This is a genomic window from Marinobacter gelidimuriae (genome assembly GCF_000372805.1).
GTDB lineage: Bacteria > Pseudomonadota > Gammaproteobacteria > Pseudomonadales > Oleiphilaceae > Marinobacter > Marinobacter gelidimuriae.
On record NZ_KB889931.1, the window covers coordinates 1 to 11,463 of the forward strand.

Genomic DNA, 11,463 nt, shown 5'->3' on the forward strand with positions numbered 1-11,463 from the left:
AAGCAGCCCGAGCGCGACAAACTGCACCAGGATCGCGCCGCTGACGCCGAAGGTGTTGACCAGTGGCACCGGATCGAACCCTGGCTGATCCAGCCACCAGGGCAGATGAATGGAACCGAGAACGGTACCGGCGATAAAGAACACCAGCGTCACCACCATCCGTATATTACCGGCACCAACGGTGAACAGGGTGCCGGAGCCACAGCCACCACCCAGTTGCATTCCCATACCAAACAGGAAAGAGCCCAAAACCAGAGAGGTGCCCACTGGCGCCACCGCACCCACCAGACCTTCCTGGCCACTGTGCAGCATGGGCACCATGATCAGTGAGGTCACGCCGAACAGCAGTAACTGGGCCCGCATGCCGGCACCGCGCTTTTTGACCACCAGATGGCGCCAGCCGGCAGTGAAGCCAAAAGCTCCATGGTAGAGCGCCATGCCAAGCACCGTGCCCACCACAAACAGTGCCACCATGAATGGCGCCGTTTCCAGCCAGATCAGGCCACCCAGCAGGGCAAGGCCAACCAGGGCGATTGATACAATAAAGCGGTCCACCTGCCAGCCTGACTGTTGAAGACCAGGCTGCAGAACTGCGGAATCAGTCATTACGTCGCCTCTCAGTTAAACCAGTCCAGAACTTTACCCAATCCTTTTTTGGCAACCTGGAGCGGACGATTGCTGTCCTGAGACCATTCCGCCATGGAACCATCGTAGAGGGCAACCTCTTCAAATCCGGCCAGTTCACTCAGTACAAACCAGTCTGTGGCGGCCCAATGGCCAGTGTTGCAGAACGCGATGGTGCGGGTGCCGGGGTTCAGTTCGGCCTGGTTTACCCGTTCGGTGATACTGGCCTGGTTGAGATACCAGACTTGACCGCCTTCACCCAAAAAATCCGCATGGGGCAGGCTTCGTGAACCGGGAATCGTGCCCGGTGCCCTGGCCGCTGGCGACTTGTTTTCACCCCGGAAATAATCCGAAGGGCGTGCATCTACCAGTTGGGCCTGGGTGCCCCGGGCTTCCTCTACTTCCTCCAGTGAAGCAATCAGATTCTGCTGGAGTAACCCTTTGAATTCGGTCACCGCACCCTGACCACTCTCACCGCTGGCCACCTCGAAACCGGCGGCCTGCCAGCCAGCAAAACCGCCATTGAGAATGGTCACGTCATTATGGCCCAACACCCGGAAGGTCCAGTATACTCGGGCGGCGCTGCCAAAATCCGTCGCGCCAGAACCGGCGGGGACAATGACAACGACATCGTCATTACTGATCCCGAGGCCACCAATCAGGCGCTCCAGGCTGGTAACCGGTGGCAGCAGACCAGCCACGCCATCCCGGCTTTCACGCCAACCATCCCCAGTGTAGCTACTGTACACAGATCCCGGAATGTGGACCTTCTGGAAACTGCTGCGGTCACCACCATTATCGATGCTGGAACGAACGTCCAGCACCACCAGATTACCCTGATTGAGATTAGCGTCCAGCCACCAGAGGCGGCGTTCCGTCGCTTTCAGCCATTGCCAGCGAACTGACTGCAAAAGCCAAAACCACTACCAAAATCCGAACCATGATGCTACTCCTCTGCTGATAATTCTTGAACGACCATTATGGTTTTAATCCTCTGGAATGCATAGACCCCTATCTATTGCCTATTGCGTTTTGTTATAAGGAAATCTCTGAATTTTTTATCCGATAAGCGACAAAAGCCGCTATTATGAGAAATAGCGGCTTTTAATGGGCGGTTTTTGACGATCAATGACTAACGGAATTCGGAAAAGTTAGCTCGCAGGTTCAGAGCCTCCCTAAGTATCCAGATGCAGCCAGCGCGCCAGCCGGGAGTGCGGGCGTCTGCCGAGATACAACGGCAGGGTGCTCATGACCACCAGAATGACGGCAGCGGCCACGACCGTCAGCATCGGATTGAGTTCAAAACTGTGGCCCAGTCCGGCAAACGAAAACAGCGGAATCAAGCGGGTCAACATCACCGCAACGAACAGAAAGCGCTGGGAACCCCGGGTTATCGCCCAGCTGGCGAAGCACCAGCCAAATCACCGCCATCAAGAGCGCGACAACGACTAACGCGGAAACTTGGAAAACCCATTTCGAACGGTTCATCCGGGTATACTACCCGTCTCGTAGAAGACGGGAAGGGGCGGCGAAAAATTGCAGACCGTGCGGAACCTGCCACGCGGTCTGCCCGGTCATTACTGGCTTTTGCTCCAGGCAAATTTCTTGAACGGCTCATCCACCGGCGTTTCGGCGATGTGGTTGATGTAGTTACTCATTACCTTCTGGGACAGCACCATAATGACTTCCAGCACCTGGCGGTTTTTGTAACCGGCCTTGAAGAACGCTTCCAGATCATCCTGGCTAACATTGCCCCGTTTGTTCATAACGGCCAGCGTGAAGGTGCGCAATGCTTCCAGTTTGTCGCTGGGCAGCGGTGTTTCATCACGCAAGGCGTCGATAATGTCATCAGACACTTTCATCATTTTGGCAATGCCGGTATGCGCGGGCACGCAGTAATGGCAGGCATTCTCGACGTTGATGGTTTGCCAGACCACGGTTTTCTCGTCGTTGTCGAAGCTGCTGTCCAGAACCAGCTGGTGCAGTTTCTGATACGCCTCAAGCACCTGAGGTGACTCCGCCATTACCGCATGAAGCCCCGGGATCATGCCCATGTTCTTCTGTGAGTTTTCCAGGAAAGGCTTGGACCCTTCCGGCGCACTGTCCATATCATGCTTTTTAAAATCTGTCATGTTCACCTCCAGATTAATGAGCGATTGTTCAATTACTTGGTCACCGTACCTGTTGTTGAGCGATCAATCAATATATAATTGATTCCGCTGAACGCCTTTTAATGACTTGTGCAGCAGCCTTTGGCCGAGACTGCACAGCCACATCGAGAAGTTGAACACCATGGCAAGAATCGCACGCTACGACAGACAATCCGCACTCGATAAAGCCGTTGTTCTGTTCTGGCAGAAGGGGTACCACAATTCCTCTATCAAACAGATCGAGCATGCTCTCGATATGCGCCCGGGGAGCATCTATGCAGCGTTTGGCAGCAAAGACGGTCTGTTTCTCGAAGCGTTGGCCTGCTATGTCAAAGAGTCCGGCGACCATCTTTCCAGTCACCTTGCAAAATACACCTCCATTATCGAGGGCTTTCAGGATTACCTGAGAGACATTGCACTGGCCTGTACGCCGGGCGGTCCAATGCCATCGCGCGCTTGCATGATGGTAAAGACCCTGCTGGAAACCAGCAACACCCATCTGCCGATCAACCAGGAAGTTAATCGGGTACTTGATGCCATCGAACACCGCCTCGGAGAGGTGCTGGAGCAGGCCAAAAGCAATCGCGAACTAAAACCGGACGTGGACTGCAAACGTCTTGCCCGCCTCCTCCAGGCGCAAATCATTGGTTTACGCTCCTTCGCACAGAGAGATACCTGCGCTCCCAAAGTGGTCGAGCTGGGCGAGGATATGGCTGGCATTCTGGACTATTACCGGCTTTAGCCTGGACCTTATGTCTAACCTTCTCAGCCCTTCGATTTGCCGGAACTGAATAACTCTCCTAACGCGAAAGGAGCGCAGAAGCCGCGAATCCGATGATCATTGATCAGGCAACACCGGCTCCGGCCTCAGAAAAGCCACCCGACAGCCACACGTGGTTGCCACCTGTGCCAGTCCTAGATATGACCATCAATGACTGCTTTAACCGGCGTTCCTCTTTTCGCAAAGATGTCCACGCCATGATGCTCTCGGGCGCCGCCATCGCGAGGTGCGCCAAAGCGGCTGCCGATATCACGCTGCGATGCGGCCTCTACAGGAAACGGCGATGAGCCGCCATGAGCGATGGCAACAGGTCACGCTCTTTCTCAAGAAGGTTCTTGACGGAGGCGATTAAAAAACCCTGTCAAGAACTTTCACAGGTTTTTTGAGCTGAATAGTTACTCCAGAACAAACACACTCTACTCAAGATCTATCCGCTTGTTGGCCATTTCCGTTACCTGTTCGAGTCAGTTCGGCAGGAGATGCAGCAGTACTTCATAGAATCCGATCTGGATGGTGCACCGATCAATCGGGAATTTCGCAGCCTGGTTTATCAGCGCACCAAAAAAGCTAACGATGCCCGCGCCTTCGGCACCATCTTCGATGTGTATCGCGACGGTTACGAATGGATAAACCATTCCGTGGCACCCAAGGCGTGCCTCCCGGTCGATCTGCGGGTTACTCTTGGTGGGCCAGAATGCACCAGGCCCTACATCTGGAGGTCCAGGCGGAAGGATCCTGATGACACAGCGTCCAGATAGCATCCACCACGGCAGATGGGTTGACGAAAAAATCATCCGGTTTGTCATGCAGCCACTCACGGGTACGTGGCAAATCCACCACGCCATCAATCACCACGTTGGCCACATGAATTCTTTCCGGCCCCAACTGCCGGGCAAGGGATTGCGCCAGGGATTCAGGGTAATCCCGGCTGCATGGCAAGGCCCAACAGGTCAGTCGATCGTGACAATAATACCGCCAGCCGCGTCGGCATCTTCCTGATCATGTGTTACCAGCACCGCAGGCACATTCTGTTGCCGCAGGTGCTCAAAAACGACAGCGCGCAATTCCCGCCGCAAGGGCGTATCCAGCTTGGAAAAGGGCTCATCCAGCAGGATAGCCCGGGGTCGGGAAAGTATCAGCCGAACCAGCGCGACTCGCGCCCGCTGCCCACCTGAAAGCGTCTCAGGGTCGCGGTGTCCGAACCCCGCCAGGCCAACACTGGCAAGCGCGTTTTCTACCCGCTCGGCTACGTCGTCTTTTCCACCGCGGGCGCCAAATTTTACGTTTCCGGCTACTGACAAATGCGGAAACAGCAACGGGTCCTGGAACAGCAGACCCACCCCGGTCTTTTCTGCCGGTCGGCCGGTAATATCCTCACCATCCAGAATGGCCCGGCCGGTCGCGTGAAAGCTGGGCGACATGAAACCGGCAATCCAGGCCAGCAGCGTCGACTTGCCAGAACCGGAGGGGCCCATGACGGTCAGCACTCCGCCGGGACTGATGGTTTCGTTCAGATGAAGCAGGTGGTGCCCATGGAGCTCCAGGGCAACGTCTTGCAGTTGTAAGCAGCCAGCCTCAGCTAAAGGGCCTGCATGCCCCGACGTTCTTTCCATAATAACCTCGGAATCAGTAATGCCAGCACAAAGCCGATGAAAGGTGTAATGGCCTGCACCATGGCCCAGACCCCGATAAGACGGCGATCCCCGCCCGATGACAGTGCCACCGCCTCCGTCGTCACCGTGACGATGCGCCCACCCCCCAGCATCTGGGTAGGCAGGTACTGGCTGACGCTGATCGCCACGCCCAGAGCCATCGCGGTTAGCACCGGCCTCAGCATCATCGGCAATCGAATGCGCCAGAAAGCCTGATTGACCGACAGCCCCAACGATCGGCCCAGGATAACCCACCGGAAATCAAAGCGACGGTAGGGCTCCACCAGCGTCAGATAGACGTAAGGCAACACGAAAAGCAGGTGGGCCCAGACCACCACCCAGAGCGCCGGAGCCTGCCCCGCCATCTGGCTTAGCACCGTAATGCCAGACAAAAAGCCCACCTGCGGCACCAACAATGGCAGATAGAGCAGCCAGAGCGCACGGGTAGCCGGTCGGTTCAATCGCTGCTCGTGCTCCAGCGCAGCGAGCACCATAGCCACCGCCAGCACAGATGCCGCCGTCGCGATGACCATGGTCATCCAGAACGGTCGGGCCAGATCCGGCAATGCCTGCAGCCAGTGGCTCAGGGTAACAGACCCTGGCCAGGCGTCGGGAAAGCGCCAGAAGCCGGCGACGGAATTGAGCGCGAGGGCGAACAGTCCCAGCACCGGCAGCAGCGTTGCAATCAACATGAGTCCCCGGCCAGCCAGCCATAACGTGCCGTCAGATCGTTGCCGGTTGCCGCCGGCGACCCAGGCATTGAAACCCTTGCCGATCAGTTTCTCCAGCCCCCACCAGACTGACAGCGCCGATGCAGTCACCAGAAGTTGAAGCAAGGCTCCAGCCGAGGCCAGAAAACGGCGGGTAAGGTCCGGATCATTGAACCAGTGCACCACCTGAACACTCAGGGTGGACGGCAGATTGGGCCCCAGAATCATCGCCACATCCACTGTGGACGTGGCAAACGCCAGCACCGCATACACCGGCAGGCGAATCAGCGGGTACAGTGCCGGGGCCACCGCTTTGAACCAGGCAACCCGGGGCAGGTAACCCAGGGAACGTGCCAGCATGACTCGCTGGCCTGCATTGAGCTGGGGCAGGCCAGCCAGACTGACCAGCAGCAGGAAAGGAATTTCCTTGACCACCAGGCCGCTGATCAGCGACACGCCGAAAGGATCGTTCAGCAACAGCCAATCCGGTGGTCGCTCAAACCCGGTTAATGACGGGGACAGCCACCGCAACAGCAAGCCGGACGGCGCAATCAGAAAGGCAAACCCGAACGCCGCAGCGGCATGGGGAATCGACAACAGGGGAGAAATCAGCCGCTGGATCCAGCGATCAAACCGGGTATTGGCAATGGTCGACAGAAACAGGAAGACGATGATCAGCGCCAGGCCGGTCGCCAACAGGCCACTGCCAAAACTCACGGCAACCGATCGCAGGATGCCGGGCGTTTCCGCCAGCTCCAGCCACGGACGAAACGACCAGTCATCGCCGCCGAGTACCGGCAGGTAGCCAAACGCCGGTGGCACAGTAAGCAAGGTGCCTCCCACCACCGGCAAGACCAGACTGAGAACAATAATCCAGGGTGCAAGGCGCAGCATTGGCAAGCTCAAGTCATCATCAAATGGGGTCAGTTGCCGCTGTATCGCTCAAGCCAGGCGGTTTCCAGGGCCTCAACCCAGCTGGCATGAGGTTCCTCCACGACCTGCTGGAGCTCTGCCGGTGTCACCCCTCCCTTAGGCGACGGCAATGCTTCGAACAGGGCTTTCTGTTCGGCGTCCAGTTGATCCATGGACAGCACAGTCAGGAAGCCCCAGTTGTCCGGATGCTGCGCGTAGGCCTGGGCTTCCGGGGACAGCAGGAAATTCGCTACCACCATGGCGGCTGACTTATGCTGGGCGTTGAAGGGTATGGCCAGGAAGCTGACGTTGCCGATGGTGCCCCCGTCCAGCACATAGCTCTCCACCGTTGGCGGCAGCTCGTTGTTGGCGATGGCGGCCGGCACCTCGGCGGGCCAGAAGGAGAAAGCCAGGCTGAGCTCGCCATCCCCCATCAGGCGACGTAGGGACGGACCATTGTCGGGAAAATTACGGGCGGACCGCCAAAGGTGTGGGTGAAGTTGATCCAGGAAATTCCAGAGTGGCGCTGTGACCGCCGCGAAATCTGACTCAGCAACCGGTCCATACAGCGCGTTCCCATCGTCTGTCAGCTCAATTAAAGCCTGTTTCAGGAACGTGGTGCCCAGAAACTGAGGCGGTTTGGGATAGGAAAACTCACCGGGATTTTCCTGCGCCCATTCAAGCAGTTCAGGCATCGAGCCCGGAGGGTTGTCAGTCAGTGATTTGTCGTAATAGAACACTACCTGCGCCTTGCCCCAGGGCGCTTCCATGCCCTCCACCGGCACGGTAAAGTCGGTCGTTACTGCGGGGTTGTTTTCGGGGTCTGTCAGGCTGAAGTTCGGCAGTTGTCCGACCCAGGGGCCAAACAGCAGGCCTGCCTCTTTAAGCGTTGCGAAGTTCTCGCCGTTGACCCAGATCAGGTCAACAGCGCCTTCGGAGGTGTTGCCCCCCTGCTTTTCCGCAACGACCCGTGAAACGGCCTCGGCGGTATCACCCAGTTTCACGTGGACAAGGTCGATACCGTAACGTTCCTCGACCTGCCCAGCGGCCCAGCGGATGGTGTTATTGGTGTTCGATTCTCCGCCCCACGCGTTGAAATAGACCGTTTGTCCGCGCGCCTGCTCAACGATGGCCGGCCATTCATCGGATACTGCGGCATGGCTGCCCAGCGGCAGCGCCAGACTCACGGATAACGCCAGTAAAGTAGACTTCATCAGAACCTCTGTTTGTCGTTGTCGTTATTAGTTGGTCAAAAAATGTTCAGGTCACCGGCTAAGCCAGCAGCCGTTCCAGTTCATCGAATTCCGATACGATGGCGTCAATGACCGCCGGTTCCAGGTAATGGTTCGCCCGCTCCCGTACATGGGCATTGAGGGCATCTTCATTATTGGATTCAGACCAGTTCTGGCCCCTGTCCGGCCCGGATGTATCCCGGGACAATGCCAGCCACTTTGCGCACCAGGTCGTTGACCACAACCACATAAGTCGGCGAAGCGGCACATGCCAGGGGCGGTGATCGGCGCCCCTGGCACCGAAAGCCTGCTCCCATGACTGATACGCATAGGCGATGTCGTCGACCGCCAGAACGGCGTAAGAGTTCATGTCCCAGGTGGTCGAGGTGTACAGGGTACTATGGGCCAGGTCGAAGCCCGGGTAGCTGATGCGACACTTTTCAAGGTCCACCATCCAGGCGGCGCCTTGTTTGTCGACCAGAAAGTTGCCGGGGTGGGCATCAAAGGTGATCAGGCTTTCTGGCGGTCGCTCATCCAGGCCGACCAGTCTGGTGGCGATCTCAAGCTGCCCCTGCACCCGGGCCTGAACGTCGGCGGACACCCCGGCGCGCGCCAGGAATTCCGCCTGGCTCCGGATTTCCTGAATCATGCTGACCAACGGATCTTCAGGAAGGCTCAGGCGCCGGTGACTCGCTTGCGGCACATCAACACGATGTATCCTCGCCAATGACAGGCTCAGAGGCGTCAAATGCTCAGGCAACGCCAATGGCACACCCTCCACATAATCCAGCACCAGAGCACCCCGGGGCAGCGCCGGGCTGACCGGTAACACCTGATGCAATGCTGGGGTCACCAAAGAGGGCGCCGCCGCCTGAAAACAGATTGCTTCGTGGGCCAGATGCGGTTCCGGGTCCAGGCCCACCTGGCTTTGTTTGGGAATACGCAGTAACTGGCCGCTGTCGCCAAGACGCACATGGGCGTGGGCCAACCCGGTGTCCGGGAGGAAGCGCAGGGATTGTCCGCGCCAAACGGTGTCCGCAAGGCGCTTTTCAAGGCCCGTTTCCGATACGCCGAGGGCGTGGAACAGTCCGCTTTGCCCGTGGTTCAGATTCCGGGTCATGATACTGCCACGACGCCATGTCGGCTGGCACGCCGCTGGGAGCGGGTTTCGTGGCTGTGTTTGCAACGTCGGTGACAATGCCAACAGAGGACGTAATAGATGGATTCCACGGTCTTCGATCCTTGCTCGGTCAGAAAATTCAAGAATTTGAATCTTCAGGACACATGACTTTGGTGAAAGTTACAGAAACTCCGAAAAATAATGGGCGGTTTTTGACGATCAACAACTAACGCAATTCGGGAAAGTTAGCTCGCAGGTTCAAGGCCCAGTTGTAGTTGATGAACTTTATACCCGATGTGCCAACAACTCCTTCCACCACTGCAGAATCCGCCCATACCAGCCCCGGCAATAGAACCCATCCAAGAAAGCCTGTCACTAATCGATATCCACGCATAATCATTCCCAAGTCAGTTTCGTCAGTAATACTTCAGAATCATGGCTACAGACAAAGACAACGCCGCTCTGTTACACAGGCGATGCTCGAAACCTCAGGCCTTAGTATCCAGATGCAAAAAACGAGACAGTCGGGAATGGGGGCGCCTGCTGAGATACAGCGGTAAGGTGCTCATAACGACCAGAATGACGACAGCGGCCACCACGGTCAGCAAAGGGCTCAGCTCAAAGCTGTGACCCAGCCCGGCAAAAACGAAGGTCATGGGCAACATGCCAAGAGTGGTCGCGAGCGCATAACGCCAAAACGAGATTGCAGTCACACCGGCTGCATAACTGATCAGCGCAAACGAAAACAGCGGAATCAGGCGCGTCAGCGTCACCGCCATGAACAGAAACCGCTGGGAACCGGTGGCTGAAAACACCGGGTTATCGCCCAGTTTGCGCCGAACTGCCTCACGCCCCAGTACCCGCGCCAGATAAAAAGCAATGATAGACCCGGCGAGGGCACCCGACACCGCAATTGCAGTTCCGGTGAACACTCCGTAAACGAGCCCTGAAGCGGCACTGATGGGCAGTGTCGGGATCGGTCCGACAACCACCGCGAGGATCATCAACAGCATCAGCAACAATGGCCCGTACATGCCCTGCTGGTTGAGCCAGTCAGCCAGCGCTTCTGGCGCCAGACTAACAGGCATACCCAGTTGACGAAGAAGCAGCCAAATGGCCCCCATTACGAGTGCGACTATGATCAGAAAAGTGAGCCGAAAAGCCCATTGTGAACGGTTCATCAGAGTATTCTACCGGCCACGTTGAAGGCGGGAAGGGTTTTCGGGAATTTTCAGCTGCGTCATCACGGTACTTGTTACTGAGCGATCATTCAATCTGCCCGCTATGCCGAGGCTGGCGGTGCGGAGCTGGCCAAGCATATGGCTGGCTAAGATTCCATTCTGGCCGGGCTTAAAGGCTACCATTGCAGAGCGAAACCTCTCTGCTTGGGATCGGAAGACGTTAGGCGACAATATGGCGCATATTCTTGATGCTTACTGACCCGCCACGAGAGCCGACTGGCGTCAGTCGCGGGTAGACGGGCAAGGCGCGCCACAGGGCGCACAGGCTGAGTCGTCTTTCTGCGACAGCGCGGTTTGCACATTGCCCTGGCCCGAGTTGAACGCAAACGTCGGGCTGTTCAGGTGGTCGATGACAATCAGTATCAAAATGGCACCCAACAACGCCAGAACGCGACCTTTACGGTAAGCTGGATTCATACATGTGCTCCCGTTGTCAGTTCGGCAGGCGGAACCAGGGCCGCAGGCGAATACCAATGTAAGACCCACCAAACGCGCAGGCGAACCAGATCCAGGCGTGCAGGCTGGCTGAGGCAATGCCAGAAAACAGTGCGCCGATGTTGCAGCCAAAGCCCAGCCGGGCACCATAACCCAACAGCAAGCCACCCACCACGGCGGCCAGGAACTGACGGCCCTGCGGGCGGTTGCGACTGGCCTCATTGAAGCGGTTGGCCAGGCCCGCCGCGAGCATGGCGCCGAGCAGCAATCCGAAGTTCATGACAGATGGAATATTGGTGAGCACCGAATCCTTCAGAGCCATAGCCGGGTAGTCCCATTGCCAGAACTCGAACTGGGACATATTCACACCCACCACCTCCAGCGCCTTGGCGCCCCAGACGTTAAACGCGAAGGTAATGCTCCAGGGTGCGCCACCGATGGCGAGGGTGAGGGCATTGCCAGCGGCCAGAATCAGGATCGCCCAAGTAAATGGCCAGCGGCCACTGAGCAACGTTCTCAGCACGCCGTGGTGTTGGCTTTTCCACAGCAGTTCATCCCGTTCAATCGAGCCATGGGCCTTGCGCTCAATGCGGTTGACCCACCAGG

At 57.4% G+C, this 11,463-nt stretch carries 14 protein-coding genes and 1 pseudogene; 1 reads left to right on the forward strand and 14 read right to left on the reverse strand.

Annotation, left to right across the window (positions count from 1 at the left end; translation table 11 throughout):
- The 4 genes and pseudogenes from A3OI_RS0116675 to A3OI_RS0116690 all read right to left on the reverse strand — a co-directional run.
- Positions 1-606: YeeE/YedE thiosulfate transporter family protein (locus A3OI_RS0116675; protein WP_018405382.1), on the reverse strand; the 606-nt coding region annotated here is incomplete at its 3' end.
- 11 nt (positions 607-617) lie between these two features.
- On the reverse strand, positions 618-1,535 hold the full coding sequence (locus tag A3OI_RS20620) for a sulfurtransferase (RefSeq protein WP_018405383.1): 918 nt from the start codon (positions 1,533-1,535) through the stop codon (positions 618-620).
- 264 nt (positions 1,536-1,799) lie between these two features.
- Positions 1,800-2,009 (reverse strand): annotated as a pseudogene (locus A3OI_RS24085) (TVP38/TMEM64 family protein); the annotation flags it as partial.
- Positions 2,010-2,201: 192 nt separating this feature from the next.
- Entirely contained in the window at positions 2,202-2,756 is a 555-nt protein-coding gene (locus A3OI_RS0116690) for a carboxymuconolactone decarboxylase family protein (protein ID WP_018405385.1), read from the reverse strand.
- 160 nt (positions 2,757-2,916) lie between these two features.
- On the opposite strand from A3OI_RS0116690, the gene A3OI_RS0116695 reads away from it, so the two are divergent.
- Positions 2,917-3,516: a TetR/AcrR family transcriptional regulator gene (locus tag A3OI_RS0116695; protein WP_018405386.1), complete on the forward strand. Its 600-nt coding sequence runs from the start codon at positions 2,917-2,919 to the stop codon at positions 3,514-3,516.
- Between the two features lie 503 nt (positions 3,517-4,019).
- On the opposite strand, the gene A3OI_RS22890 is transcribed toward A3OI_RS0116695, so the two are convergent.
- From A3OI_RS22890 to A3OI_RS0116750, 10 genes are all read right to left on the reverse strand, one after another.
- Complete coding sequence (locus tag A3OI_RS22890) at positions 4,020-4,190, reverse strand: hypothetical protein (RefSeq protein WP_018405388.1); 171 nt, start codon at positions 4,188-4,190, stop codon at positions 4,020-4,022.
- A 40-nt stretch (positions 4,191-4,230) separates the two neighbouring features.
- Positions 4,231-4,494, reverse strand: coding sequence for a Rossmann-fold NAD(P)-binding domain-containing protein (locus A3OI_RS0116710; RefSeq protein ID WP_228703020.1), 264 nt, complete (start codon positions 4,492-4,494; stop codon positions 4,231-4,233).
- Positions 4,495-4,505: 11 nt separating this feature from the next.
- Positions 4,506-5,168: an ATP-binding cassette domain-containing protein gene (locus A3OI_RS0116715; RefSeq protein ID WP_018405390.1), complete on the reverse strand. Its 663-nt coding sequence runs from the start codon at positions 5,166-5,168 to the stop codon at positions 4,506-4,508.
- Positions 5,135-6,811, reverse strand: a complete 1,677-nt coding sequence (locus A3OI_RS0116720) for an ABC transporter permease (protein WP_018405391.1) — start codon at positions 6,809-6,811, stop codon at positions 5,135-5,137. The genes A3OI_RS0116715 and A3OI_RS0116720 overlap by 34 nt, the downstream gene beginning before the upstream one ends.
- 29 nt (positions 6,812-6,840) lie before the next feature.
- A complete protein-coding gene (locus A3OI_RS0116725; protein WP_018405392.1) occupies positions 6,841-8,043 on the reverse strand; it encodes an ABC transporter substrate-binding protein in 1,203 nt (400 codons plus the stop codon).
- 58 nt (positions 8,044-8,101) lie between these two features.
- Complete coding sequence (locus tag A3OI_RS0116730) at positions 8,102-9,181, reverse strand: phosphotransferase (protein ID WP_018405393.1); 1,080 nt, start codon at positions 9,179-9,181, stop codon at positions 8,102-8,104.
- 226 nt (positions 9,182-9,407) lie between these two features.
- Positions 9,408-9,557, reverse strand: a complete 150-nt coding sequence (locus A3OI_RS22895; protein ID WP_155903199.1) for a hypothetical protein — start codon at positions 9,555-9,557, stop codon at positions 9,408-9,410.
- A gap of 112 nt (positions 9,558-9,669) precedes the next feature.
- On the reverse strand, positions 9,670-10,362 hold the full coding sequence (locus A3OI_RS0116735) for a TVP38/TMEM64 family protein (RefSeq protein ID WP_018405394.1): 693 nt from the start codon (positions 10,360-10,362) through the stop codon (positions 9,670-9,672).
- Between the two features lie 282 nt (positions 10,363-10,644).
- Positions 10,645-10,839, reverse strand: a complete 195-nt coding sequence (locus tag A3OI_RS0116745) for a hypothetical protein (RefSeq protein WP_007349268.1) — start codon at positions 10,837-10,839, stop codon at positions 10,645-10,647.
- Positions 10,840-10,855: 16 nt separating this feature from the next.
- The coding region (locus A3OI_RS0116750; protein ID WP_018405396.1) for a YeeE/YedE thiosulfate transporter family protein at positions 10,856-11,463 on the reverse strand (608 nt) is incomplete at its 5' end.

What these genes read in the sequence shown, in the direction of transcription:
- A3OI_RS0116690 (WP_018405385.1), bottom strand. Translation starts at nt 2,756, where the DNA reads ATGACAGATTTTAAAAAGCATGATATGGACAGTGCGCCGGAAGGGTCC.
- A3OI_RS0116695 (WP_018405386.1), top strand. Translation starts at nt 2,917, where the DNA reads ATGGCAAGAATCGCACGCTACGACAGACAATCCGCACTCGATAAAGCC.
- A3OI_RS22890 (WP_018405388.1), bottom strand. Translation starts at nt 4,190, where the DNA reads ATGGTTTATCCATTCGTAACCGTCGCGATACACATCGAAGATGGTGCC.
- A3OI_RS0116715 (WP_018405390.1), bottom strand. Translation starts at nt 5,168, where the DNA reads ATGGAAAGAACGTCGGGGCATGCAGGCCCTTTAGCTGAGGCTGGCTGC.
- A3OI_RS0116720 (WP_018405391.1), bottom strand. Translation starts at nt 6,811, where the DNA reads ATGCTGCGCCTTGCACCCTGGATTATTGTTCTCAGTCTGGTCTTGCCG.
- A3OI_RS0116725 (WP_018405392.1), bottom strand. Translation starts at nt 8,043, where the DNA reads ATGAAGTCTACTTTACTGGCGTTATCCGTGAGTCTGGCGCTGCCGCTG.
- A3OI_RS0116730 (WP_018405393.1), bottom strand. Translation starts at nt 9,181, where the DNA reads ATGACCCGGAATCTGAACCACGGGCAAAGCGGACTGTTCCACGCCCTC.
- A3OI_RS0116735 (WP_018405394.1), bottom strand. Translation starts at nt 10,362, where the DNA reads ATGAACCGTTCACAATGGGCTTTTCGGCTCACTTTTCTGATCATAGTC.
- A3OI_RS0116745 (WP_007349268.1), bottom strand. Translation starts at nt 10,839, where the DNA reads ATGAATCCAGCTTACCGTAAAGGTCGCGTTCTGGCGTTGTTGGGTGCC.